Source organism: Aeromonas sp. ASNIH8 (genome assembly GCF_002919855.1).
Taxonomy (GTDB): domain Bacteria; phylum Pseudomonadota; class Gammaproteobacteria; order Enterobacterales; family Aeromonadaceae; genus Aeromonas; species Aeromonas caviae.
In genome coordinates this window covers 1-24,664 of record NZ_PQLN01000053.1, presented here as the reverse complement: position 1 = coordinate 24,664, position 24,664 = coordinate 1, and the positions used below count along the sequence as shown (strand labels likewise).

28 protein-coding genes and 1 pseudogene are annotated in these 24,664 nt (G+C 61.7%); 14 read left to right on the top strand and 15 right to left on the bottom strand.

Going from position 1 to position 24,664, the window contains the following annotated elements:
* Positions 1–44: 44 nt before the first annotated feature.
* Positions 45–2,087, bottom strand: coding sequence for a TonB-dependent siderophore receptor (locus C3418_RS14380; protein WP_103858769.1), 2,043 nt, complete (start codon positions 2,085–2,087; stop codon positions 45–47).
* Between the two features lie 271 nt (positions 2,088–2,358).
* Here C3418_RS14380 and C3418_RS14375 point away from each other — a divergent pair, with 271 nt between their 5' ends.
* Positions 2,359–2,841, top strand: a complete 483-nt coding sequence (locus C3418_RS14375) for a GNAT family N-acetyltransferase (protein ID WP_103858768.1) — start codon at positions 2,359–2,361, stop codon at positions 2,839–2,841.
* Between the two features lie 470 nt (positions 2,842–3,311).
* Positions 3,312–4,049: a bifunctional 2-polyprenyl-6-hydroxyphenol methylase/3-demethylubiquinol 3-O-methyltransferase UbiG gene (locus C3418_RS14370; protein ID WP_103858767.1), complete on the top strand. Its 738-nt coding sequence runs from the start codon at positions 3,312–3,314 to the stop codon at positions 4,047–4,049.
* A 59-nt stretch (positions 4,050–4,108) separates the two neighbouring features.
* Here C3418_RS14370 and C3418_RS14365 read toward each other — a convergent pair whose 3' ends face one another.
* Positions 4,109–5,167: a porin gene (locus tag C3418_RS14365; protein WP_029313567.1), complete on the bottom strand. Its 1,059-nt coding sequence runs from the start codon at positions 5,165–5,167 to the stop codon at positions 4,109–4,111.
* A gap of 218 nt (positions 5,168–5,385) precedes the next feature.
* Between C3418_RS14365 and glpX the strand changes: the two genes are divergently transcribed.
* Both glpX and C3418_RS14355 read left to right on the top strand, forming a co-directional pair.
* Positions 5,386–6,396, top strand: a complete 1,011-nt coding sequence (glpX, locus tag C3418_RS14360; RefSeq protein WP_039040467.1) for a class II fructose-bisphosphatase — start codon at positions 5,386–5,388, stop codon at positions 6,394–6,396.
* A gap of 141 nt (positions 6,397–6,537) precedes the next feature.
* On the top strand, positions 6,538–6,789 hold the full coding sequence (locus C3418_RS14355; protein WP_010675884.1) for a YkgJ family cysteine cluster protein: 252 nt from the start codon (positions 6,538–6,540) through the stop codon (positions 6,787–6,789).
* Positions 6,790–6,951: 162 nt separating this feature from the next.
* On the opposite strand, the gene murA is transcribed toward C3418_RS14355, so the two are convergent.
* From murA to mlaF, 7 genes are read right to left on the bottom strand one after another with little or no spacing between them, the layout of a single operon-like run.
* Positions 6,952–8,208, bottom strand: coding sequence for a UDP-N-acetylglucosamine 1-carboxyvinyltransferase (murA, locus tag C3418_RS14350; protein WP_042074397.1), 1,257 nt, complete (start codon positions 8,206–8,208; stop codon positions 6,952–6,954).
* An 18-nt stretch (positions 8,209–8,226) separates the two neighbouring features.
* Complete coding sequence (gene ibaG / locus C3418_RS14345) at positions 8,227–8,484, bottom strand: BolA family iron metabolism protein IbaG (RefSeq protein WP_010675882.1); 258 nt, start codon at positions 8,482–8,484, stop codon at positions 8,227–8,229.
* Positions 8,484–8,756, bottom strand: a complete 273-nt coding sequence (locus C3418_RS14340; protein ID WP_042074400.1) for a lipid asymmetry maintenance protein MlaB — start codon at positions 8,754–8,756, stop codon at positions 8,484–8,486. The genes ibaG and C3418_RS14340 overlap by 1 nt, the downstream gene beginning before the upstream one ends.
* Entirely contained in the window at positions 8,753–9,385 is a 633-nt protein-coding gene (gene mlaC, locus C3418_RS14335; RefSeq protein ID WP_103858766.1) for a phospholipid-binding protein MlaC, read from the bottom strand. The genes C3418_RS14340 and mlaC overlap by 4 nt, the downstream gene beginning before the upstream one ends.
* Before the next feature lie 2 nt (positions 9,386–9,387).
* Entirely contained in the window at positions 9,388–9,888 is a 501-nt protein-coding gene (mlaD, locus tag C3418_RS14330; protein WP_103858765.1) for an outer membrane lipid asymmetry maintenance protein MlaD, read from the bottom strand.
* A gap of 7 nt (positions 9,889–9,895) precedes the next feature.
* Complete coding sequence (mlaE, locus tag C3418_RS14325; RefSeq protein ID WP_010675878.1) at positions 9,896–10,675, bottom strand: lipid asymmetry maintenance ABC transporter permease subunit MlaE; 780 nt, start codon at positions 10,673–10,675, stop codon at positions 9,896–9,898.
* The gene (mlaF, locus tag C3418_RS14320) at positions 10,675–11,475 is read right to left on the bottom strand and encodes a phospholipid ABC transporter ATP-binding protein MlaF (protein ID WP_069785529.1); all 801 of its coding nucleotides are present in this window, start codon (positions 11,473–11,475) and stop codon (positions 10,675–10,677) included. Before mlaF ends, mlaE begins: the two co-directional genes overlap by 1 nt.
* Before the next feature lie 206 nt (positions 11,476–11,681).
* Here mlaF and C3418_RS14315 point away from each other — a divergent pair, with 206 nt between their 5' ends.
* From C3418_RS14315 to npr, 10 genes are all read left to right on the top strand, one after another.
* Positions 11,682–12,677 carry a KpsF/GutQ family sugar-phosphate isomerase gene (locus C3418_RS14315; RefSeq protein ID WP_029314845.1) on the top strand — a complete coding sequence of 332 codons (996 nt, stop codon included), beginning with the start codon at positions 11,682–11,684 and terminating at the stop codon, positions 12,675–12,677.
* Positions 12,677–13,231, top strand: coding sequence for a 3-deoxy-manno-octulosonate-8-phosphatase KdsC (gene kdsC / locus C3418_RS14310; RefSeq protein WP_103858764.1), 555 nt, complete (start codon positions 12,677–12,679; stop codon positions 13,229–13,231). Before C3418_RS14315 ends, kdsC begins: the two co-directional genes overlap by 1 nt.
* On the top strand, positions 13,228–13,788 hold the full coding sequence (gene lptC / locus C3418_RS14305) for an LPS export ABC transporter periplasmic protein LptC (protein ID WP_039040473.1): 561 nt from the start codon (positions 13,228–13,230) through the stop codon (positions 13,786–13,788). The genes kdsC and lptC overlap by 4 nt, the downstream gene beginning before the upstream one ends.
* On the top strand, positions 13,775–14,293 hold the full coding sequence (gene lptA, locus C3418_RS14300; RefSeq protein ID WP_010675873.1) for a lipopolysaccharide transport periplasmic protein LptA: 519 nt from the start codon (positions 13,775–13,777) through the stop codon (positions 14,291–14,293). The genes lptC and lptA overlap by 14 nt, the downstream gene beginning before the upstream one ends.
* 12 nt (positions 14,294–14,305) lie before the next feature.
* Complete coding sequence (lptB, locus tag C3418_RS14295; protein ID WP_010675872.1) at positions 14,306–15,031, top strand: LPS export ABC transporter ATP-binding protein; 726 nt, start codon at positions 14,306–14,308, stop codon at positions 15,029–15,031.
* 66 nt (positions 15,032–15,097) lie between these two features.
* Positions 15,098–16,537, top strand: coding sequence for an RNA polymerase factor sigma-54 (locus tag C3418_RS14290; RefSeq protein WP_039040474.1), 1,440 nt, complete (start codon positions 15,098–15,100; stop codon positions 16,535–16,537).
* Positions 16,538–16,557: 20 nt separating this feature from the next.
* Positions 16,558–16,845, top strand: a complete 288-nt coding sequence (gene hpf / locus C3418_RS14285) for a ribosome hibernation promoting factor (RefSeq protein WP_005305957.1) — start codon at positions 16,558–16,560, stop codon at positions 16,843–16,845.
* A gap of 2 nt (positions 16,846–16,847) precedes the next feature.
* A complete protein-coding gene (ptsN, locus tag C3418_RS14280) occupies positions 16,848–17,294 on the top strand; it encodes a PTS IIA-like nitrogen regulatory protein PtsN (protein WP_103858763.1) in 447 nt (148 codons plus the stop codon).
* 40 nt (positions 17,295–17,334) lie between these two features.
* Positions 17,335–18,201 (top strand): RNase adapter RapZ, encoded by an 867-nt coding sequence (gene rapZ, locus C3418_RS14275; RefSeq protein ID WP_010675869.1) that lies wholly within the window; start codon positions 17,335–17,337, stop codon positions 18,199–18,201.
* A gap of 20 nt (positions 18,202–18,221) precedes the next feature.
* The gene (npr, locus tag C3418_RS14270; protein ID WP_010675868.1) at positions 18,222–18,494 is read left to right on the top strand and encodes a PTS phosphocarrier protein NPr; all 273 of its coding nucleotides are present in this window, start codon (positions 18,222–18,224) and stop codon (positions 18,492–18,494) included.
* Between the two features lie 15 nt (positions 18,495–18,509).
* Here the strand turns inward: npr and C3418_RS14265 are convergent, their stop codons facing one another.
* The 6 genes and pseudogenes from C3418_RS14265 to C3418_RS14240 all read right to left on the bottom strand — a co-directional run.
* Positions 18,510–20,414, bottom strand: a complete 1,905-nt coding sequence (locus tag C3418_RS14265) for a transcription antiterminator (RefSeq protein ID WP_103858762.1) — start codon at positions 20,412–20,414, stop codon at positions 18,510–18,512.
* A gap of 103 nt (positions 20,415–20,517) precedes the next feature.
* On the bottom strand, positions 20,518–21,258 hold the full coding sequence (locus C3418_RS14260; protein WP_041211846.1) for a KDGP aldolase family protein: 741 nt from the start codon (positions 21,256–21,258) through the stop codon (positions 20,518–20,520).
* Positions 21,258–22,373, bottom strand: coding sequence for a DgaE family pyridoxal phosphate-dependent ammonia lyase (locus C3418_RS14255; protein WP_103858761.1), 1,116 nt, complete (start codon positions 22,371–22,373; stop codon positions 21,258–21,260). Before C3418_RS14255 ends, C3418_RS14260 begins: the two co-directional genes overlap by 1 nt.
* On the bottom strand, positions 22,357–23,496 hold the full coding sequence (locus tag C3418_RS14250; protein ID WP_103858760.1) for an amidohydrolase/deacetylase family metallohydrolase: 1,140 nt from the start codon (positions 23,494–23,496) through the stop codon (positions 22,357–22,359). Before C3418_RS14250 ends, C3418_RS14255 begins: the two co-directional genes overlap by 17 nt.
* Positions 23,497–23,638: 142 nt before the next feature.
* On the bottom strand, positions 23,639–24,289 hold the full coding sequence (locus C3418_RS14245) for a DUF4310 family protein (protein WP_039040480.1): 651 nt from the start codon (positions 24,287–24,289) through the stop codon (positions 23,639–23,641).
* An 11-nt stretch (positions 24,290–24,300) separates the two neighbouring features.
* A pseudogene (locus C3418_RS14240) lies at positions 24,301–24,540 on the bottom strand (DUF4311 domain-containing protein); the annotation flags it as partial.
* Positions 24,541–24,664: the final 124 nt, after the last annotated feature.

The following is a 24,664-nucleotide window of genomic DNA, read 5'->3' as shown; positions in this document are numbered from 1 at the left end:
CTGGCCAGCGAACGCTGGCCAGAGGGGTCGGTAAACAGGGAGGATCAGAAGCGGTAGGCGGCGGTCAGGTGCAGCTGACGGGGCGTGCCCGGCATGATCTGGGCCGCGCTGGTGGCGCTGACGAAGTAGTCGTGATCGGTCAGGTTCTCCACGCTCAGCTGGGCTTCCCACTGGGGCCAGCGGTAGCCGGCACGGGCGTCGAAGCGGGCGTAACCGGGCAAGGTGGTGGTGTTGGCGTTGTCGGCGAAGCGATCCCCCACCGCCGTCATCCCGGTCTCGCCGAACCAGCCCTGCTTGCCGCTCTGGTAGCCGGCGAACAGCTGGCCGTTCTGGCGGGAGACGTTCATCGGTCGCTTGCCTTGCAGGTCCGCGTCTGCCTTGACCTGCTCGGCATCCTGGATGGCGACGCCGCCGCGCAGATAGATCTCGTCGGTCAGCTGGGCACGGGCGCTCAGCTCGATGCCGTCGGTGCGCTGCAGACCGGTGAGGATCACCCGGGTGGGATCCAGCGGATCCTTGCTGCGCTTGTTGTACATCTCCAGTCGGTAGAGGGAGAGGGTGGTGGCGAGGCGGCCGTTCAGCCAGTCGCTCTTCACGCCCCCTTCATAGAGCCGGGTGTGCTGGGGATCCAGGTTGTTGTTCTTGTCCCCCGGGGTGATGCCGATAAGCTCACCGCCCACCGGGGTGAAGGTCTTGCTGTAGGAGGTGTAGAAGGCATGCTCCTCGATGGGGTTCCACACCAGGCCTAGGCGCGGACTCAGGCTGGTGACCGAGAGGATCTCTTCCTTGTCGAGGTCGTTGCGGCGGCTGGTGACGGTGAAGTCGTCGCGGCGCAGGCCTGCCAGCAGGTGCCAGTCGCCCAGGCTGAGCTGATCCTGCACATAGAGGCCGACACCGCGCACCCTGTGATGGGCGTCGCTGGAGAGTTTCATGGCGCCGTCGTAGGTGGGCAGGGAGCCCGGATCATAGAGGTTGCCTGCCGGGATCGGGCTGGCGTTCTGGTAGAGCTTGGGGGTGCGATCCTGCCAGCCCTGCTCCAGGCCCACCAGCAGACGATGGGCGATGGGACCGGTTTGCAGCTGGCCTTCCGCCTCGGTGTTGCTGGTGAGGCTGCTGGCCTTGAGATCCTGCTGCCAGCGGGCGCGGGTCACCTTGTCACCCTTGACGCTGGTGACATAGGTATTGTCGAACTGGCTGTCGAGGGTGGTGTAGCCGAGCTGCTGGCGTAGTTGCCACTGATCGTTGATGTCCCAGGTGAAGCGGGAGCGGGTGGACTGGGCCACATCGTCGATGAAGTCGCGGCGGGTGTCGCTGTAGACGCTCTCGATGGGGACATCCGCCGGGCGACCATCGACGCCGGGAATGCCGCGATCCGGGGTGCGATCGTGCTCGTTGCGCTCGTATTGCACCAGCCAGTTCAGGGTGTCGGTGATCTCCCAGTTGACGGAGGGGGCCAGCAGGGTGCGCTTGCTGGTCACGTCGTCGCGAAAGCTGTCTTTGTCTTCCTGGACCAGGTTCAGGCGCACCTGTACCCGCTCTCCTGCCTCGCCGTTGAGATCGGCGGCGAAGCGTCGGCTGTCGAAGCTGCCGACCTGGGCGCTGACGCTGGAGGCCTGCCCCTTCTGGGGAACCTTGCTGACCCGGTTGACGATGCCGCCCGTGCTGCCACGGCCGTAGAGCACGGCGGCGGGGCCCTTGAGCACTTCGACCCGTTCGATGTTGCCAAGGTCGCGGGTGTATTGCATGTCGTCGCGCAGGCCGTCGAGGTAGAAGTCGTTGCTGGCGCTGAAACCGCGGATGGTGACGCCGTCAAAGCGGGTGTCGCCGCTGGCGTTGACGCCGGGGATGCCGGTCAGGGCTTCACTCAGGGTGGGCTGGCCGAAGGCGGTCAGCTCGCTTGCCTTGACGCTCTCGATGCTCTGGGGCACCAGCTTGGCCGGGGTGGCGGTACGGGTCGCGGTGGCGACCTCTTCATGTTGGCTGCGTTTGCCGACCACGGTCAGGGTTTCGTCTTCGGCACGGGGGCTGGTGCAAACCGCCAGCAAGGCGACGCCCAGCAAGGCGCGCGGGGGGGGGGAATGGTTCATCTGGGTGTGACTCTTTGTCGACCAATCGGCCTGAACTTGTTGATTTATTTGTAATTATTGATTTCTCTCATCGCGAGAGGTTGCTAATGATATTGATTTTCATTTGCCTTGCAAGGAGAAGATGCAAGAAAAAGAGATCATTGGCGGCAGGCACTGAGGGGGCTGGAACCTCGGGGAAAAGGCCGGGGGAACCTTGGTTCGGTTCGGAGGGGACGCTACCATGGTGGCCTCGCGCCTTGGCGCACCATCCGGCACACACAGGGAGAGAAACATGGTCGAGATCATCAGGGCGGATCTGCACAACCCTCGCCACGGCGAGGCGCTGATCGCGATGCTGGACGAATACGCCAGGGACGAGATGGGGGGCGGCAGTGCACTGGCGGACGAGGTGAAGGCGAATCTGGCCGAAGCACTGGCCGCGCGACCCGGTGCTCATGTGCTGCTGGCCTGGGTCGATGGGGAGCCCGCTGGCGTTGCCACCTGCTTCGAGGGTTTTTCGACCTTCGCCTGTCAGCCGCTGCTCAATATCCACGACGTGGCGGTGCACCCTGCCCATCGCGGCCAGGGCATCGGCAAGCAGCTGTTGGCGGAGGCGGAGCGGCTCGCCCGGGATCTCGGTTGCTGCAAGCTGACCCTGGAGGTGCTGGAGGGGAACAAGGTGGCCCAGGCTGCCTATCGCGCCAGCGGCTTTGCGGGTTATGAGCTCGATCCCGAGGTGGGCCGGGCTATGTTCTGGCAGAAGAAGCTGGGGTGAGAGGGTCGGCAAACATGATCTGCCGGGCTTGCCTCTGAGACTCCTGTCCCCTAGAGTGGCACCAGATTTTTCAATGTGTTGATGGAACCGGCCCGGCCGGGTGAGTGACATGACCCTTTATGCTTCGGATCAGCGAGTGACCCGAATGAACTCCGTACAGATGCGCACGATGAAGCATTGTCCGGAGCCGGTGGAGGCCCAGACCTCCCATCCATTCATCGTGCAGTGACGACCGGATCTCGCTACCTCGCGGGAGCCGTGACCTTGCCGCACGACTGAACCAAGGCCATAGACGTTGCCTCGTCTATGGCCTTTTTTGTTGTCCCGCAGCCAGGCTGCGGGTGCGAGACAGAGCAGAGGCCCGCCCGGGTCTCTGCTTTTTTTATGGTCTGTCATGACCGACGGGTATGCTTGGCAAGGGCCGGGTCGTCGGCCAGAGAGGCTGACCATCTTCAAGAGGAAACAGTGCAATGTCACAAAATATCTATGACGAACCAGGGTTTTTTGAGGGCTATGCCCAACTGCCACGCTCCCTTCACGGGCTGGCGGGGGCGCCGGAGTGGCCGGCGCTGCACGCCATGCTGCCGGAGCTTGCCGGCAAGCGGGTGCTGGATCTGGGCTGCGGTTATGGCTGGTTCTGCCGGGCAGCCAGAGATCTCGGGGCTGCCGATGTGGTCGGTATCGATCTCTCCGCGAAGATGTTGGCCCGTGCCGCCGAGCTGACCCGGGATGCGACCATCCGCTATCGGCAGGGGGATCTGGACGGTCTTGCGCTGTCCGATGAGCCTTTCGATCTCATTTACAGCTCCTTGGCGCTGCACTACCTGCCCGAGGTGGCGCCGCTGTTTGCGGAGATTCACCGTGCGCTGGTGGCTGGCGGCAGCCTGGTGTTCTCGGTGGAGCACCCCATCTTCACCTGCCCGCAGCCGCAGGGCTGGCTGGTGGATGCAGAGGGACGCCGCTCCTGGCCCATCAACGGCTATCAGGCGGAGGGCAAGCGGGTCAGCAACTGGCTGGCGGAGGGGGTGATCAAGTATCACCGCACCCTGGGCACCTACCTCAATGCCCTTGTCGCCGCCGGGTTCCAGATCCGCCGCGTGGAGGAGTGGGGGCCGACGGCGGCGCAGATTGCGGCCAACCCGGCCCTGGCGGAGGAGGCGGAGCGCCCCATGCTGTTGCTGGTGTCGGCGTACAAACCCCTGGCCTGACGCAATAAAAAACGGCGCGCAGAGTGCTCTGCGCGCCGTGTCGTCAGGTGGTTGCCGACTTAGAAGTCGTAGCGGGCCGCCAGCTGGAAGTCATCCTTGGTGTTGAGCTTGCCGCTGTCATGGCTGTCGAGGTTGTTGATGCGGTACTCGCCGATGACGCGCAGGTTCTTGTTGAACTTGTACTGGGCACCCAGGGTGTAGTAGTCGATGGAGTCGTAGTCAGACTTGCCAGCCTGCTCCACCTTCTGCTTGTTCCACAGGGCCATCAGGCCGAAGCCGCTCTCGAAGTTGTAACCCAGCGCCCCTTCCCAGCCGGTGTGATCCTTGCCGGTGGCCAGGAAGTCGCTGCCGTCGGCATAGCTCAGGGCGGCGTAGAGGGCCTTGTTGTCGTACTTGGCGGAGAGCAGCCACAGCTTGGCATCCTCTTCACCGCTCTTGTCGCGGATGCCCACGTTGTAGGCGGTCCCCAGGGAGAGGTTGAACGGGAAGGTGTAGGCCACGGCGGCACCGTAGGCGGCATCGCTGTCCTTGCTGGAGGTCTCTTCGGTGTCACCGCCATCGAACTTGTAGCTGGTATCTACCTGGAAACCGTTGAACAGGCCGGAGTACTTCAGCACGGAGCCGGCGCGGTTGGTGGCGAAGGTGTCGGTCTTGGCGCCCAGTGCCTCGTTGCCGTAACCATCGGAGAGGGAGACATCAGTCCAGTCCGCCAGGAAGCCAGGAGCCCCCTTCTGGCGACCGAAGGTGACGGTTCCCCAGTTGGCGCCGACACCGGCGAACGCCAGACGGGTACGCAGGTTGTCGGAGTTCTCGCTGACGGTCTTCTCGCTGTCGTTGATGTACATCTGCAGTTCGTACTGGGCCAGCGCCTTGAGACCCGGGTTGATCTCGCTCTCTACCTTGGCGCCCAGACGGACAAACTGGTTGGCCCCCTGCTTGTCGCTGTATTCGTTTTTGATGTCACCGTTGGCGTCCAGCTCTTTCTTCTCGCCGAAGAACTGGCCGGCGTAGATGCGGCCGTAGAGGTCGAGCAGGGTGCTCTCGTTTTTGTACACTTCAACGGCTTGAGCCTGGAAGGCGGCGGTAAGAGCCAATGCTACTACTGTCAGCTTTTTCATCATGATCCCTTGTGTTGCAAGCTTTTGTTTTAAAAGACGGGGCCATGCTAGAAGTGACAGATGACAGTCGGGTGACCGTGCAATGAACAAACCGTGTCGGTTCCATGTCAGCGGGATGAAAACCGGGATTTATGTGGCTGGTCGCCACTTTTACGCGCAAAGGTTTGCCCTTGTGGTAGAATGCCGCCCGTTTTCGAGCTCCTAAGGTTGGATATGCGATGAGACGTGAACTGGCAATCGAATTTTCCCGAGTGACGGAAGCGGCTGCACTGGCTGGCTACAAGTGGCTCGGACGTGGTGACAAGAATATCGCCGATGGCGCGGCCGTGGCGGCCATGCGTCACATCCTCAATCAGATCCAGATCGATGGCGAGATTGTGATCGGCGAAGGGGAGATCGACGAAGCCCCCATGCTCTACATCGGCGAGAAGGTGGGCACGGGTCAGGGTGACGCCGTGGACATCGCGGTCGACCCCATCGAGGGGACCCGCATGACTGCCATGGGTCAGGCCAATGCTCTGGCCGTGCTGGCGGTGGGCGACAAGGGATCCTTCCTCAAGGCCCCCGACATGTACATGGAAAAGCTGATCGTGGGCCCCAAGGCGAGAGGCGCCATCGATCTCGATCAGGCCCTGGAGCTGAACCTCAAGGCCGTGGCCAAGGCGCTCGGCAAGCCCCTCTCCCGTCTGACCGTCATCACCCTGGCCAAGCCGCGTCATGACAAGGCGATCAAGGAGATGCAGGGTCTGGGAGTGCGGGTGTTCGCCATTCCCGACGGCGACGTGGCCGCTTCCATCCTCACCTGTCTGCCGGACAGCGAAGTGGACATGCTCTACGGCATCGGTGGCGCGCCGGAAGGGGTGATCTCCGCCGCGGTGATCCGCGCCCTGGACGGCGACATGCAGGCTCGCCTGATCCCCCGCCACCAGGTCAAGGGTGACAGCCCCGAGGTTCGCGCCCTGGGTGAACAGGAGATCGCGCGCTGCGAGGAGCTGGGCATCGACGTGAGCAAGGTGCTCAAGCTCGAAGATCTGGCCAAGAATGACAACGTCATCTTCTCGGCCACCGGCATTACCAAGGGTGATCTGCTGGAAGGGATCACCAGCGACGGCGTCATGGCGACCACCGAGACCCTGCTGATCCGCGGCAAATCGCGCACCATTCGCCGCATCAAGTCGATCCACTTCCTGGATCGCAAGGACAGCGTGGTACGCGACATCATCCTGTGATGTGCTGACTCCCGCAGCAAAAAGCCCGGCACTGCCGGGCTTTTTGCGCTCTGCAGGGCGCCAGGGTGCCCGGGCAGGGATAAGGCTTAGGAGAAACCGGACTCCTTGCTACACTGCGGTGCCCCACAGAGGAAAAATCAGATGGAATGTCGTCAGGGATGCGGTGCCTGCTGCATCGCCCCCAGCATCAGCAGTGCCATTCCCGGCATGCCGGACGGCAAGCCCGCCGGTGTGCCCTGTGTGCAGCTTGATGCGCACCTGGGGTGCAAGATCTTCGGCCAGCCGGAGCGCCCGGCGGTGTGCGGCGGCTTTCGCCCCATGGCGGACGTGTGCGGCTCCCATCGCCAGGAGGCCATCTGGCTTATCGGCGAGCTGGAGCGGCTGACCGCCTGAGCCCTTGACCCTCTCCCTCGGGGAAAGGGTGTCTGCTTGTCCTCCTCATCCCCGCCCCTTCTCCCGCAAGAGGAGAAGGGAGTGCCGCCATTCGGAGTCATGAAAAAGGCCCCCTCGCTTTGCGAGGGGGCCTTTTTATCGTCGGCTCATGGTGAAGCCAGCTTATTCCTTGATGCGCTCGATGCGACCACCCAGGCCTTGCAGCTTGTGCTCGATGTCTTCGTAGCCACGGTCGATGTGATAGATGCGATCGACGATGGTGGCCCCTTCGGCCACGAAGCCGGCCAGCACCAGGCTGGCGGAGGCGCGCAGATCGGTCGCCATCACCTGGGCACCCTTGAGCTGGTTGGTGTCGCGGCAGATGGCCACGTTGCCCTGCAGTTCGATATCGGCGCCCATCCGTACCAGCTCGGGCACGTGCATGAAGCGGTTCTCGAAGATGGTCTCGGTGACCATGCCGGTACCCTGGGCGACCGCGTTCAGGACGGTGAACTGGGCCTGCATGTCGGTCGGGAAGGCCGGGTAGGGGGCGGTCTTGATGGTAACCGGCTTCAGGGTGCGGCCCGTCATGTCCAGGGTGATCCAGTCCTCGCCCTTCTCGATCAAGGCGCCTGCCTCTTCCAGCTTGACCAGCACGGCTTCCAGCAGACTCGGGTCCGTGTTGCGGCAGGTGATCTTGCCGCCGGTGACCGCTGCGCCCACCAGGAAAGTCCCGGTTTCGATGCGATCAGGCTGCACGCTGTAGCTGCCACCGTGCAGACGCTCGACGCCGTCGATGGTCAGGGTGTCGGTACCCGCACCCTGAATGTTAGCTCCGAGCGCGTTGAGGAAGTGGGCCAGATCGACCACCTCCGGTTCCCGCGCGGCGTTTTCGATCACGGTGCGACCGTCGGCCAGGGCAGCGGCCATCATCAGGTTCTCGGTGCCGGTGACGGAGACCATGTCCATCAGGATGTGGGCACCCTTCAGGCGACCGTCGACACGGGCCTTGATATAGCCGTCCTCGATGGTGATCTTGGCGCCCATCAGCTCCAGGCCGTGGACGTGCAGGTTGACCGGGCGGGCACCGATGGCGCAGCCGCCGGGCAGGGAGACGTCGGCCGCCCCGAAGCGGGCCGCCAGCGGACCCAGCGCCAGGATGGAGGCACGCATGGTTTTCACCAGCTCGTAGGGGGCGACGTGGTTGTTCACCGCACCGGTCAGCACGGTCACATTGCCGTTGACCTTGGTGGTGGCACCCAGCATCTCCAGCAGCTTGAGGGTGGTGCCGACGTCTTTCAGACGCGGCACGTTGGAGAGCTGCACCTCTTCGTCGCACAGCAGGGTGGCGAACAGGATGGGCAGGGCGGCGTTCTTGGCGCCGGAGATGGTCACTTCACCGGAGAGGGTGCAGGGGCCGGTGATCTTGAATTTGTCCATGGTTACTTCTTTACCAAATCAGGAGGGCAGCTGGAATTTACGCTCGCGTTTCCACTCGGCGTCGGTATAGGCCTTGATGGAGAGAGCGTGGATCTCGTTGGTGGCGATCTTGTCCATCAGGGGGGCGTAGATGGCCTGTTGTTTCTTGACCCGGCTCATGCCGTCAAACATGTCGCCGACGGCGATCACCTGGTAGTGACTGCCATCCCCTTTGACATGGACTTCGGACAATGGCAAAGCCTCGAGGAGTATCGCTTCAATTTCAGAGACTTGCATTATGAGTCCTCAGTTGTGAGCGGGGTTGAATGAAAGAGGCCGGCTACCCCGTAGAGGTTGGCCAGCGTATGAAAATCGTCGGAGGCGCCCACCAGTGTCGGTGTGGCGCCTCGTGCCAGGGCCGCCTTGGCCCATTTGACCAGCAGGGCCAGGCCGGCGGAATCCAGGGTGGTGACGGCACCGAGTTCGAGTCGGTCGTCCTGCCACCAGTCGGCGCGGCGTTGCCAAAGATCGTTGACCTGGGCCGCCTGCAAGTCACCGCTCAAGATCATGACTTGATGACCAGCGGCTTGGCATTGTGTTCGCGCAGCTGGGCAATCACCGCGTCGATGCCGTTCTGGCGGATGAGGCCGCCGAGCTCGTTCTGCTTGGCAGAGAGCAGGCTGATCCCTTCCGCGACCATGTCGAAGGCTTTCCACTCGCCGGTCTTGTTGTTCTTGCGCAGCTTGAATTCGAGGAAGATGTCCGGCTTGCCGGCTTCTTTCACGCTGACGTTGACGGCGGTGATGTTGCTCTCGGCGGCCTTGCCCGGCTGAACCTTGACGGTCTGCTTGTCGAAGTGGGCCAGGGCATCGGCGTAGGAGCTCACCATGTACTCGGTGAAGACGTCGACGAAGGCGTCACGCTGGGCCGGGGTGGTCTGCTTGATCTGGTTGCCGAGCACCTTGTAGGCGGCGAAGCGGTTGTCCACATAGGGCAGCAGCTCCTCGCGGATGATCACCCTCAGGTGGTCCGGGTTGCTCTTCACCTGGGCCTGGTCGGCTTTCAGGCGGGCAAAGGTCTGCTGGGCGGCCTGATCCACCAGGGCGTAAGGATCCGAGGTGTTGACATCCGCCCAGGCGACGAGGGAGAACAGCATGCTGGTCATCAGACCCAGCAGCAGGGCGATTTTCTTGAACATGGTTACTCCTTGGTTGCGGGTGTATTGGCGGCCGGAGAGGACTGGCTGTAAAGGAACTTGCCAATCAGGTCTTCCAGCACGATGGCGGACTTGGTGTCTTCGATCATGTCGCCGTCCTTGAGCATGCTGGTGCCCATCTCCTCGTCGGTGAAGCCAGGAGCCAGACCGATGTACTGCTCGCCGAGCAGGCCTGAGGTGAGGATGGAGAGGGTGCTGGTCTCGGAGAATTCGCCGGCACTCTTCTGCATCTGCAAGGAGACGACGGGCACCTGGCTCTTGGGATCCAGGGTGATGTCGCTGACACGACCGACGACGACGCCGCCGACCTTGACCGGCGAGCGTACTTTCAGGCCGCCGATATTATCGAAATGGGCGCGCAGGGTATAGGTTTCTCCTTCCGGTTTGAAACTCAATCCCGCCACTTGCAGTGCCAATGCCAGAATGGCCGCGATGCCAGCCAGCATGAAGGCGCCAACCAGAAATTCTACTTTGCTGAACTTCATCTTTCCCTTATCCAAACATGACTGCGGTGAGTATAAAATCCAGACCGAGCACGGCCAGGGATGAGTGAACCACGGTACGGGTGGTCGCCTGACTGATCCCGGCCGAGGTCGGTTTGGCATCATAGCCGTTGAAGAGCGCTATCCAGGTCACCACCAGGGCGAAGATCAGGCTCTTGATGGCGCCCTGCATGATGTCGTCCTGCCAGTCGACGGAGGCCTGCATGGCGGACCAGAAACTGCCTTCGTCCACCCCCAGCCAGTCGACACCAACCAGCTTGCCGCCAAAGATGCCGATCAGACTGAACATGAAGGCCAGCAGCGGCATGCTGATGACCCCGGCCCAGAAGCGGGGCGCCACGACCCGACGCAGCGGATCGACCGCCATCATCTCCAGGCTGGAGAGCTGCTCGGTGGCCTTCATCAGACCGATCTCGGCGGTGAGGGCGGAGCCCGCACGACCGGCGAACAGCAGGGCGGTGACCACAGGGCCCAGCTCACGGAGCAGGGAGAGGGAAACCAGAGGCCCCAGGCTCTGCTCTGCGCCGAAATCCTTCAATACGTTGTAACCCTGCAGGGAGAGCACCATGCCGATGAAGAGGCCGGACACCAGTATGATGGCGACGGATTGCACTCCCACCACATACAGTTGCTGCACCAGCAGCGGGAAGTGCTTGCGTGGCTGGGGTCGTCCTGCCAGTGCATGAAACAGCATGATGGTTGCCCGCCCGACGGCGTTGATGAAACGCACACCGCTGCGGCCCAGCTTGCTTATCTGACTTGTCAACATCACAGATCCTGTAGCAGGTCACCTGCCGGAAAATGAAACGGAACAGGACCGTCGGGCAATCCCTTGAGGAACTGCTCGACTTCGGGATTGTGCTCCTCGCGCAGCTGCTCCGGTGTGCCGTGTGCCACTACCTTGCGGTTGGCGATGATGTAGGCGTAGTCGGCGATGCTCAGCACCTCCTTCACGTCGTGGGTGACGATGACGGAGGTGATGCCGAGGGCATCGTTGAGCTCCTTGATGAGCTTCACCAGCACCGCCATGGTGATGGGGTCCTGCCCCACGAAGGGCTCGTCATACATGATGAGATCCGGATCCAGCGCGATGGATCTCGCCAGGGCCGCGCGACGCGCCATGCCACCGGAGAGCTCGGACGGCATCAGCTTGGCCGCCCCGCGCAGACCGACAGCCTGCAGTTTCATCATGACGATGGTGCGGATCAGCTCTTCCGGCAGGCCGGAGTGCTCCCGCAGCGGGAAGGCCACGTTGTCGAAGACGGTCATGCCGGTGAACAATGCGCCACTCTGGAACAGCATGCTCATCCGTTTACGCACTTCATACAGGCGTGAACGGGAGAGCGTGGGAACGTCTTCCCCGTCAAACAGGATCTGACCGGACTCAGGCTTGAGCTGGCCCCCGATCAGGCGCAGCAAGGTGGTCTTGCCGATCCCGCTCGGACCCATGACGGCGGTGACCTTGCCACGGGGAATGGTCAGGTTGATCCTGTCGTACAGCAGCCGATCCCCGTGACTGAAGGTCAGGTCGGAGATGGTGATCAGGTCATCGTTCAAACAATTGTCCATCCGGTATAAATGAAGAGCGAATTTTATGGGCTAGTCTAGGTCTAAGCAACAGCGAGGAACAACTATTGAGCGGGTTTCCCCCCCAAGTACGCGACAGTTTTATGTAACAACCTGCGTCAATGACCGCCCATTCCGCATCCGATTCGCTTATCTCGGCAGACTTTTTTATAATCCCGCAGCAAATTTCGGCCCGGAGCTGTGCCTTTATGTCTGTAAAGCCTGAAAAAGTGTCTGAATTGTTCGATTTCCGTCGCAGCGCCCGAGCGGTGCTGGACATAGAAAAACAAGCCATTGATGGACTCTACCAGTACCTTGACGAGGCGTTCGAGCGCGCCTGCGAGATGGTGCTGCGCTGTGGCGGCAAGATAGTGGTGACCGGCATGGGCAAGTCGGGTCATATCGGCAACAAGATTGCCGCGACCCTGGCCAGCACGGGAACGCCCGCCTTCTTCCTGCACCCGGGCGAGGCCAGCCACGGGGATCTCGGCATGATCTCAGCCGGGGATCTCATCATCGCCATTTCCAACTCCGGCGAGAGCGACGAGATCCTGGCTCTGCTGCCGGTGCTCAAGCGCCGCGGCATTCCACTCATCTGCATGACAGGCAATCCTGCTTCCACCATGGCGAAAGAGGCCAACGTGCACCTGTGCATCAAGGTGGAGAAAGAGGCCTGCCCCCTCGGTCTGGCCCCGACATCCAGCACTACCGCCACCCTGGTGATGGGGGACGCGCTGGCCGTGGCCCTGCTGGAGGCCCGTGGCTTCACCGCCGATGACTTTGCGCTGTCGCACCCGGGCGGGTCCCTCGGCAAGCGGTTGCTGTTGCGAGTGGGCGATCTGATGCACAGCGGCGAGCTGTTGCCCAAGGTGGGGATAGATGCCACCATCAGCCAGGCGCTGCTGGAAGTGAGCCGCAAGGGGCTCGGCATGACGGCGGTGGTGGACGATCAAGGGCTGCTTGCCGGTCTGTTCACCGATGGTGACCTGCGCCGCATTCTGGACCTGCAGGTGGATATCCATCACACCCCCATCAGCCGCGTCATGACGGTGAACTGTGTTACCGTAGGGCCTGAGATGATGGCGGCCGAGGCCGTCAAGCTGATGGAAACCAGGAAAATCAACGGGTTGTTGGTCGTGGATGGGGAGAGACACCCGCTGGGTGCCTTCAACATGCATGACCTGCTGAAAGCCGGAGTAATTTGATGCAAGACGTACCGACCCTCTATGGTCCGGTGACGCGCAGCCAGTACGAGAAGGCGGCGCAGATCCGCCTGCTGGTGTGCGATGTGGATGGGGTGCTCTCCAACGGCTTCATCTATATGGGCAATAACGGCGAAGAGCTGAAGACCTTCTGCACCCGTGACGGTGCCGGCATGCGTGCCCTGCTCAATGCGGGCATCGAGATTGCCATCATCACGGGGCGAACCTCCCGCATCGTCAGCGATCGCATGCAGAGTCTGGGAGTCCAGCACCTGGTGCAGGGTGCAGACAAAAAGCTGCCCCACTTCGAGGCCTTGCTGACCAAGCTCGGGCTGGATGCATCGCAAGCCGCCTATATGGGAGATGACACCATCGATCTGCCGGTGATGCAGGCTTGCGGCCTGGGTATCGCCGTTGCCGACGCTCATCCGCTTGTGCTGGCGAAGGCGGATCTGGTGACGCGGCTTGGCGGTGGCGTCGGGGCCGTGCGCGAGGTGTGCGACCTGATCTTGCAGGCCCAGGGATTGGCTGACTATCAACCCGAGGCGTCGCGATGAACAAACAGACTGTGCTGTTCGGCCTGCTGTTTCTGGCTGCGCTGGCGGCCTGGCAGCTGGGGGAGATCGAGCTGGTCCCCGAGCCGACCACCAAGACGGAAAATTTTCAACCGGACTTCACCGCCAGAGAGTTGGTGACGACCCGCTTCAACGAGCAGGGCAAGCGCACCGAGCGGCTGGAATCCGAATATGCGGAGTACTACCAGGTACTCGAGCAGGCCACTTTCACCAAGCCGGTGGTCTACATGTTCGATGACAAGGGCGCGGCCGAATGGAAGCTGACGGCCGAAACCGGGGTGCTCAACACCGATGACAATGTGATCCTCCGTGACAAGGTGCATCTGGACGGTCTGCTGCCCGCTTCCTTCATCTCCACGCTGGATACCTCCTATCTGGAGCTGGATCTGGTGACGCAGGGGATGAGAAGCAACCAGCACATCAGCATTGTGGGCCAGGAGTTCCAGACCGAGGGCGTTGGCCTCAAGGGTCACCTGGAACGTAAATATTTCGAGTTACTGGATAAAGGCCATGCCACTTATTTCAATGAAAAACGTTAATCTGGCCCTCACGGCCCTGTTGCTGTGCGGTTCCCTGAATGCCAAAGAGTCCGACTTTGCCGAGAAGGTCTATGTGGATGCGGTCAAGCAGGTGGCCGAGATGCAGGACAACCGCATCACCTTCAGCGAGGATGTCATCATCACCCAGGGCACCATCAAGATTAAGGCCGACAAGGTGGTGGTGATCCGCTCCGGCGACAAGGGCGCCGAGGTGATGACCGCGTATGGCAACCCAGCCACCTTCTTCCAGGTGCTGGACAACGGCAAACCGGTCAATGCCCATGGCAACAGCATCCGCTACGAGCTTAAGAACCGGCTGGTGACCATCACCGGCAACGGCCAGCTCAAGCAGGAAGACAGCCAGGTGACCGGCGATCTCATTCGCTACGACATCGTCAAGCAGAAGATGATTGCCGAGAGCAAGGGGCCCACCCAGCGCGTCAAGACGGTGTTCCTGCCGGATCAGGTGGAGAACTTCGACAAACCCGCCGATCAGAAGAAGTAGGAAACAACAGCCATGGCAGTGTTAAAAGCAACGGGTCTGCAAAAGAGCTACAAGCGCCGCATGGTGGTCAGCGATGTGAGCCTGGAGGTGGGTACGGGCCAGATCGTGGGCCTGCTCGGCCCGAATGGCGCGGGCAAGACGACCTCCTTCTACATGATCGTGGGCCTGGTGCAGCGAGATGCCGGCCTCATCACCATCGACGAGCAGGACATCAGCCTGCAGCCCATGCATATCCGTGCCCGCAATGGCATCGGCTATCTACCTCAGGAGGCCTCCATCTTCCGGCGCCTGTCGGTGTTCGACAACTTGATGGGGGTCATGCAGACCCGCAAGGGGTTGAGCCGCGAAGAGCGGGAGGATAAGGTCGAACAGTTGCTGGAAGAGTTCAATATCACCCATATCCGCGACAGCCTGGGCCAGAGCCTCTCGGGTGGGGAGCGGCGCCGGGTGGAAATCGCCCGGGCGCTGGCGGCAGAGCCGAGATTCATTCTGCTCGATGAGCCTTTCGCAGGTGTTGATCCTATTTCAGTCATCGATATCAAAAAGATCATCCAGCATCTGAAAGAACGCGGGTTGGGTGTGCTGATTACGGACCACAACGTCAGAGAGACGCTGGATGTGTGCGAGAAGGCCTACATCGTCAGCCACGGCAAGATGATTGCCGAGGGCGCGCCGGCCGATATCCTCGCCGATGAGCAGGTCAAGCGCGTCTATTTGGGCGATCAATTCAGTCTATAGTAAGGGGGCACCCCTCATTTTTTGTTAGGTGGCTGCCTCGCTGAACATAAGGATATCCCGACGTAGATGAAGCCGACATTACAGTTGCGTCTCGGTCAGTCCCTGACCATGACGCCACAATTACAACAAGCGATTCGTCTGCTCCAGCTCTCCACCCTGGAACTCCAGCAGGAAATTCAGCAAGCGCTCGACAACAACCCCTTGCTGGAGCAAGAGGAGAACGAGGCGCAGGAAACCAGTCAGACAGAGACACAGGACGCCAGTCAACTCGACTCCAGCGATGCCATGGCCCAGGAGAGCATGCCGGATGAACTGCCGGTGGACACCACCTGGGACGAGGTCTACTCGGCCGGTACGGCCCAGAGCGCAGGCCCCATCCATGACGGGGAAGACAGCGTCTATCAGGGGGAGACCACCGAGAACCTGCAAGACTACCTGCTGTGGCAGATGCGGCTCACCCCGTTCAGTGATGTGGATGCGGCCATCGCCCTTGCCATCATCGATGCCATCGACGAATCCGGGTATCTGACTGCCACCCTCGAGGATATTCAGGCTGCAGTCAGCAGCGAGGAGGTAGAAGTCGAACTGGATGAGATCGAAGCCGTGCTCAAGCGGGTGCAGCATTTCGATCCGGTCGGCATCGCCGCCCGTTCGGTGCAAGAGTGTCTGCTGATCCAGCTCGGCCAGTATTCGCCGGACCTGCCCTGGCTCGACGAAGCCAGAGAGGTGATCCGCGAACACATGGACCTGCTCGGCAATCGCGACTACCGCACTCTGGCTCGCAAGACCCGCCTCAAGGAGAGCGATCTCAAGGAGGTACTGGATCTTATCCAGCAACTGGAGCCCAGACCCGGCAACGGCATCATCCAGAGTGAATCCCAGTACGTGATCCCGGATGTGTCCGTGGTCAAGAAGGGCAGCAAGTGGGTGGTTGAACTCAATCCGGACTCTGCTCCGCGCATCCGTGTCAACGAGGCCTATGCGGCCATGGCGCGCAATGCTCGCAGCAGCACGGATACCCAGTTCATCCGTTCTCATTTGCAGGAGGCCAAGTGGTTCATCAAGAGCCTGGAGAGTCGTAACGACACCCTGCTCAAGGTGGCCAGCTGCATCGTCGAGCAGCAGCAGGGCTTTTTCGAGTACGGCGAAGAGGCCATGAAACCCATGGTACTCAACGACATCGCGGAAGCGGTGGAGATGCATGAGTCGACCATTTCACGGGTCACGACCCAGAAGTACATGCATACGCCCCGCGGCATTTTTGAACTGAAGTTTTTTTTCTCCAGTCACGTCAATACGGAGGGAGGAGGAGAGTGCTCATCGACCGCTATTCGCGCCCTGATCAAGAAGCTGGTGACGGCGGAAAACCCCGCCAAGCCGCTTAGTGATAGCAAGATCGCGGATTTGCTGGCCGAACAGGGTATTATGGTGGCGAGACGCACGATCGCAAAGTACCGTGAATCCTTGTTGATCCCGCCATCCAATCAGCGCAAACGCCTGGTTTAGGCAAACAAAAGGAAGACGTTATGCAAATTAACCTGACCGGACACCATGTCGAGATTACCGAAGCTCTGCGTGATTATGTGAACAACAAATTTGCCAAACTCGAGCGTCACTTTGACCATATCAACAACGTACACGTGGTGTTGAGCGTCGAAAAACTGAACCAGATCGCCGAAGCCAAGCTGCATGTCAGCGGGGGAGAGGTGTTCGCCAATTCGCAGCATGCCGACATGTATGCGGCGATTGATACCCTGCTGGATAAACTGGATCGGCAGATCATCAAGCACAAAGATAAGTTAAATCAAAAATAACTATGCAACTTGAACACATACTGAGTCGGGACTGCACCAAGAGTGCGGTCCCTTGTACCAGCAAGAAACGCGCGCTCGAGATCATCAGTGAACTGGCCGCAGAGCGCCTCGGCGCTTCCCGCCAGGTCCTGTTTGAAAGCCTGCTGGCGCGAGAAAAGATGGGCAGTACCGGGATCGGAGCCGGTATCGCCATCCCCCACGGCCGGATTGACGACGCCTTCGCGCCGACCGCCGTGTTGATGACCTTCTCCGAGCCCATCCCTTTCGATTCTATCGACAATCAACCGGTTGACCTGCTCTTTGCATTGCTGGTGCCGGAAAGCGAGTGCAAGCAGCACCTCAAGACTCTTTCCCTGATGGCATCCAAACTGGCTGACAAGGCCGTCTGCCGCCAGTTGCGCCAGGCGACCAGCGACGAAGAACTCTATCAGATCATGACGTCGGCCTGAGGCCGGGTCTGACACAGCCACGTTGGCGTGAGGGGACAAGATGCAGTTAATAGTAGTAAGCGGTCGTTCGGGCTCCGGCAAGACGGTGGCCCTGAGGGTGCTCGAGGATCTCGGGTACTACTGCGTGGACAACCTGCCGGTCAACCTGCTGCCCCAGTTGATCGTGTCGGTGGAGAGCCAGTATGACAAGCTGGCGGTCAGCATCGATGTGCGCAACCTGCCTGCCCAGGCAGACAGGCTGGAGAACCTGCTGAGCCAGGTGCGCAACGAGGGGCGAGTCAAGTTTTCGAGCTTCTTCTTCGATGCGGACAACGCGACCCTGCTCAAACGCTACGGTGAGAGCCGCCGTCTGCACCCTCTGTCCCGCAACAAGCTTTCGCTGGACGAGGCGATCCGGGAAGAGACCCACCTGCTGGCACCACTCTCCTCGACCGCCGACCTGCGCATCGACACCACCAACCTCAGCATCCACGATCTCAGCGAGCTCATCAAAACCCGGGTGCTCGGCAAGAAAGAGAACGAGCTGGTGCTGGTGTTCGAGTCGTTCGGTTTCAAGTACGGCATTCCCAAGGATGCGGACTTCGTGTTCGACGCCCGTTTCCTGCCCAACCCGCACTGGATCCCGGAGCTCAAGCCCTTCACCGGAAAGGATGAGCCCGTGGCCAACTACCTCTCCAGCCAGCCGGATGTCATGCTGTTCATCCAGCAGATCGAGAATATGCTGGGGACCTGGTTGCCCCACCTGGAGCGCAACAATCGCAGCTATGTGACCGTCGGGATTGGCTGTACCGGCGGACAACACCGCTCGGTGTTCATCGCCGAGCGGCTGGCCAGCGCATTCCGGTTGCTTGGCAAGAACGTGCAGATCCGCCATCGCACGTTGGACAAGCGTTCAAACCCCGCCTGACAGATCCACAGGATGCTCAGATGACCGTTTCCGCCTCGGTAGAAGTCAAAAACAAGTTAGGCATTCACGCCCGACCGGCCATGATGCTGTTCGAGCTGGTGCAGGGGTTCGATGCCCACGTGCTGCTGCGCAACGAAGAGGGAGTCGAGGCCGACGCGGACAGCGTGATCGGCCTGCTGATGTTGGACTCCGCCCAGGGCAAACAGGTGGAGGTGCAGGTGGAGGGCCCCGAAGAGGTGGAGGCCCTGGCCGCCGTGGTGGCGCTGTTCACCTCGGGCTTCAATGAGGAGTAATACGCCTCGGCGTGCTCAAGGTGCGCTGCGAGCCAGCGCCTTGAAAGCGGCAAAATCCCGACAAGCCAGCAGACTTCTGCTGGCTTTTTCGTTCATCAGTGCCAGAAACAGATCATAAAGTCCCATGGCTTCCTCATAATCCGCCTTGGCGATGGCCAGCACGAAGATGAGGGTAGCGCTCTCGCCGTTTCCCCAATCGATCCCCTGGGGGGCCAGCACGGTATAGACCAGGGTGCGGCGCGCCAGCAGGCCGAGGGAGTGGGGCAGAGCGATGCCGTCCCCCAGCAGGGTGGAGACGATCCGCTCCCGCTCCTGCAAGGATCCCCGGAATCCGCTCTGCACCAGATCCTCCGCCTCAAGCTGGCTGCAGATGCGATCAAACAGCATCCCCTGGCTGATGGGTTCATCAAGCACCATGAAGTGGTCGGCATCGAAATACTTGTCGAGCAGATAGGGACGGGTGCGATCGACGAGCACCAGCTTGCCGAGCTGCTCCAGCTGGTATTGGGTCGGGAAGGGGGAGACCTGTACCACGGGAGCATTCTTCTCGCTCACCTTGAGGGTGCTGATGACGAAATCCTGCTCGACTCGCACCAGTCCCTCATAGTCCCGCACCGACTCCAGCGTGGTCAGCTGCAGTTGGGGGTATTCCCGCCGGATGCGTGCTTCCAGCACCCGGAAGGTGGCGTTGCCCGCATCGCACAGCAGCAGCGCCTGGGGGCGCCGGGTGTAACCGATGTCGTAGTGGCGCTCCAGGCCGACTCCGATGTGGATCACCAGGTAGCCGATCTCGTGGTGGGTCAATCGGTAGGGGGTCTGCCTGATCCACTCAGAGATGGCCGCCAGGGTGATGTCGTAGGCGAGGGGGTAATACTGCTTGATGTGGTCCGCCAGGGGATTGTGGCTACCAATCTGGTATTTGACCCGCAGCAGCATGGCGCCGATGTGGGTCTGCAGGTCGGCTCGCAATTGCGGGTCGCCGCGCAGGTCATAGGGGTAGTGCTGGTGGATGTAACCCAGCAGGTGCGCCGTCAGCTGCTCGCTCTCGGCCGCCATGGCCGGGCTGAGCAGGGGCGTCTCTGCAGTGAGGCGAGCCTGGATCTGGATGGCGAGACAGGCGATCTCTTCCTGCCCCGGTGAAGTCAGGGTCGGCAGCTCGGCATAGATGTCGCGGGCCACCACTGCCAGGGGCGGGGTGATGTCGTCGCTGGCAAACTGGCGCAACTCGTGACCAGACGCCTGGCGAAGCAGGGCGACGGCACAGTAGACGGTGACTTGCTGCAGGCTCTCGTCGGCCAGGCGCAGCTGATGGCGACCGAGTTGCTCGTGAATGTGGTTGCCCACTACCTCCAGCGTCTTGCTGGGGCAGAGGGTGGGCAACAGGCTCTGGAGCGGATGCTGGTGCAGCAGCTCCTGGCAGAGCAGTTGGGTGAGGCAGGCGCGGATCGCCATCTCGCTTCCCGCAATGCGCATCCCCACCCTGGGTTTGCTGTCGATGGTGAGCCCGAAGTGGGCGAGCCGCTCCCGCACCTCCGTCATGTCCCCTTGTAAAGCCGCCCGGCTTAGATACCAAGTGTCCGCCAGCTCGTCGAGTTTGATCCCCTGTTCCGCCGTCAGCAGCAAGACCTGGAGGTGCAGCACCCGCTCGCGGCTGGTGCGAGGCAGAGGGCTCTCCTGCCCCTGGGCGGCCAGCAGCGCATCGAACAGTCCCTGATTGTAGATCTTGAGCTGGTAACCGCTGCCCCGCTGATGGATCAGGTGGGCGCCCCGGGTGGCAATGAGCTCGTTCAGGGTCGCCACGTCGGTACGCACCGTGCGGGTGGAAACATTGAGACGGCGGGCCAGCTCCTCCTGTGGCAGAGGCTCGGCGTGAAGCAGGGCGAGCAGTTGCTGGAGTCTGGGGTGGGGCAGCTTGGTCATGAGGGGGTGAGGACTCCTGTCGCGCATGGTGGATCGATGTTAACAAGGGGGTCATTAACAAGCCAGGCACCGCCCAGTGATCGGACCGGTGCCTGTGGGGTTGCTATGCCAGCAGTGCCTTCACCATGGCGAGGAGGGTACGCACATCCTCCGGCCGGGTCTGGCTGCTCTCGCTGTCGATGATGGAGCTGTAGACATGGGGGATCACCTTCTCGACTCCTGCCTCCAGCGCGATCCGCACTATCTCCTCGAAGTTCTCAAGATCGATGCCGCCGGTGGGCTCCAGCCAGAAGCCGTGTCGGGCACAGGCCTCGGCCACTGCCTGATACTCGGCGCGGCAGGCGAGTCCCCCCATGGGGAAGAATTTGACCGAGCTGCCGCCCATGTCCTTGAGCAGGGCAATGGCGGTATCGATGGGGACGATGCCGTCAGCCTGCTGCGCGCTGAGGGGGCCGGTGGAGATCTTCACCATCCCCGGCGTGCCGGTGGGGGAGACAAGGCCATTGATGAGGGTGTCAGCTTGACCGAGCAGCGCCCGGCTGGCCCCGACCCCGGTGAACACCTGATTGACATGCTGAGGCTGCAACTGGCGGGCCAGCTCGGCCACCATGGCGGACTGGCGCGGATCACCTGCTCCCAGCCCGATGGAGAGGGCGTTGTCGATAAGTTTGGCGTAGGCCTGCATGTCGGCGACGGCAGAGGGGATGTCCGGGTAGTTCTTGGAGAGCACACCGACCAGGACGTGGCCCTCGGCGGCCTCATAAATGTCGACGGCATTCTCTTTGGAACCTGCCAGCACGTTGAGGCAGACCCGATCGCGGTAGTAATTGGGGGTAAGAGACATCAGTTGTTCTCCTGAACGAGGTGGGCAATGGCGGAGTGGATCTGGTCGAGCTGGGGCAGGGTGACGCTGCGCACATCTATCTCGATGTGCCCCTCGTTGGCCTTGTAGCCGCGGCAGTAGATGGCGGGGGTACCCTGTTGCAGACGGGAGACCACCTGGACCGTGGTCATGCCGAGGCGCTCATGGTCGAAGGCGATGTCGGTGCGGGCGATGTCGCGCCCCGCGCTGTCCCACACCACCTTGGCGGTGACGCCGGGCAGCTGGTTGAGGCGCTCGATGAAGGGGGTCATCTTGGCGACCATGGCGGTGCCGCTCTCCTTCTCTTTGGCCAGGTAGCGCTCGATGGCGTGGGTCAGGCCGAGGATCCCCTCCTTGCCCACCTTCATGGCACGGCCGATGCCGCCCGCCTGCTGCTTGACCCACTCAACATACTGACGCCTGCCGAGCACCAGGCCGCTGGTGGGCCCTTCGATGGCCTTGGCGCCGCTGTAGATGACCAGATCTGCACCCTGGTTGTAGTAGAGACGCAGATCCTCTTCGGCCGCTGCATCGACGATGAGCGGGATCCCGTGGGCCTTGGCCACCTCGGCCGCCTCGGCCACCGACAGAATGCTCTTCTGCACGCAGTGGTGGGACTTGATGTAGAGGATGGCGGCGGTATTGGCATTGATGGCGGCGGCCAGCTGAGCGGGTGAGCACTCGTTGGCGTAGCCTGCCTCCACCACCCTGCCGCCCCCCAGGTTGACCATGGTGCCGACGGGGGCACCAAAGTTCACGTTGTGGCCCTTGGGCAGCACGATGTCGCTCGGCACGTCGTGGGCATGAGCATGCAACTGCTCGAGGCGATAGGGGTCGCCGCGCACGATCACGGCGGCCACCGACTGGGCGATGCCGGCGCTGGCGCAGGAGACCACTACCACATCTTCAACACCCAGCAGTTCGGCCAGGTAGGTGCCGGTCTTGTTGACCAGATCCTTCACCTCGAAGTAGTGGCCGAGGCCGAAGTTGACCGCATCGACCACCTCCTGCTCGGGGGTGGAGACGCCGAGGATGGTCATGCGCCCGGAGGCGTTGATCACCGGTTTGAGCCGGTATTTCTCATACACAGAAGGCATGGTGTGATTTCCCGTAGTGAGTCAGAACCAGTTCGCCGCCCACCAGGGCGGCGAGAGGGAGCAGTTGCCGGTCACCGTTGCGGGTGCCGGCCTCGGTATCGGTAAAGAGAGTGGGGCCGCAGCTCACCTCGAACAGGGTGATGTCTGCATCGGCGCCCACCTCGAGTCGCCCCTTGCCGGGCAGGCGCAGGGCATCGGCGGCCTGGTGAGTGACGCAGGCGAGCACCTGCTCCAGGGTCATGCCGATGGCGAAGAACTTCGACATCACGTGGGCAAGGCTGTAGACGGGCCCCTTGATGCGGTTCTTGCAGTAGATGTCTGAACTGATGGTGTGGGGCAGGATGCCCTGGGCAATGGCCAGCTCCGCCACTTCGAAGCTGAAGCTGGCGCCACCGTGGCCGATGTCGAGCAAGAGTCCCCGCCGCATCGCCTCGCGCACCGCCTGGCGCAGTTCACCCGCCGGGGTCAGGATGCGGTTGGGCTTGCCGTTGAAGCAGTGGGTCAGCAGATCGCCCTCCCCCAGCAGGGCGACGATCTCGTCCAGATCCGGCGGCGTGTTGCCCACGTGCACCATCAGTGGCAGGTTGCCATTGGCCTGCTGGATCTGCTTGGCCATGCGCAGGGGGTGCAGACCGTTCTCACCCACCACGCTGCCGCTCATGCGTGCCTTGATGCCGACGATGAAGCCGGGATGGCGCCGGATGGCCGCCTGGGCGAGGGCGGGATCGATGTCTGCCGGATCCGCCAGCTCGTTCTGGCGCAGCAGGCCGATGCGGGAGATGTTGAGCAGGGCGTGCACCCGGGTCTTGCAGCCGGCGGCGAGACGCTGGAAGTCGTCCACGTCGTCGGCCCCGGTACTGCCGGCGTCGATGACGGTGGTGACGCCGGACGCCACCCCCACCTTGTCCGGCTCATCGTGATAGAGGGGGGAGGCGGGGTAGCAGTGGGTGTGGCCGTCAATCCAGCCGGCGCTCACATGGACCTGCCCGTCCAGAGTGAGGGTTTGCTTCGCCTCCGTGCTCTCTGGCAGTGAACCCAGCGCCGCTATCTTGCCATGCTTGATGGCGACGTCGACGAGCTGCCCGTTTCCCAGGCGTCCCGCCCTGATGATCGTGTCGTACATGCTGATATCCCTCTTGTAACCTGCTTGCGCTCTTACTGCGAGGGCGCTTCCAAGGCTCATGTGTTGCTCTTCACCTTGCTGACGACCTCTCGCGACAGAGCGCAAACAGGTTCTTGAATGCCGCCCAAGAGACGGCCTTGGATTAAGCCAGGGCGATGGGGAAGACGGTCCCGAACAGCATGGCCCCCAGAATGGCGCCGCCCGTGATGGGCTTCTCCCAGATGTAAAACAGCAGGGCACCCAGCAGGGAGCCTATCCCGATGGGAATGGAGGCGCCCATGGCGGAGAGGATGATGAGGGGACCGAGGAAGCGGCCCGAGCTGTTGCCAGCCCCCATCATGACGTCCGCCCCGTAGGTGGAGTTGCTCTGGTTGATGGTGAACTTGCGCGCCAGGATGATCACGTAGCCGATGGCCATCCCAATCCCCATGCCGGTGATCAGGGAAGCGGTGAAGTTTTCCACCGGATAGACGATGCCGGCCCCCAGCAGCAGGGCGGGCACCCCGAGGCCGACTCCGGTCTGGATGGCGCCGCCGATGTCGAGGATCCCCACCAGGGAGCCCTCGATGATGCGGGCGAACAGGAAGCTGGCACCGAAGGCGGCGACTGCACCATAGGCCCCCGTGTCCATGCCGGCTTTCAGCATGGCGACGAAGGCCACCTCGTTGAAGGCGCCGACCCCGTAGAGGTAGAACATGTGGGTACCGGCGAAGACGCCGGAAGAGAGCAGACCGACAAAGATGGGGAAGGACCAGTCGGCATACCAGAAGTTGTTTCTCAGTTTCTCATCCATGGTGTGCACCCTTATTTGCCGCTCATGAGGTTGTGGACGTTTTCCAGCCACAGGGGAACGCCCAGGTGGAAGGATTCAATGAGTTTCATGTCAAAGCCGCGGAAGAAGCCGCTCAGCACGAACAGCAGGACGATGGCACTCATCATCACCTTGGTGACGTGGTTCCAGCCGCTCTCTTCCACCCCCTTGCCGATCAGGATGCCAAGCACCAGGCCTGGTACCGCGTTGCCCATGATGAGCTGGGCCAGACCTGACTCTTATACACAAGTAGCGTCCTGAACGGAACCTTTCCCGTTTTCCAGGATCTGATCTTCTATGTGACTCCCAACATAGTAACGATCATGATAACTTCTGCTCTTCATCGTACGGCTGACT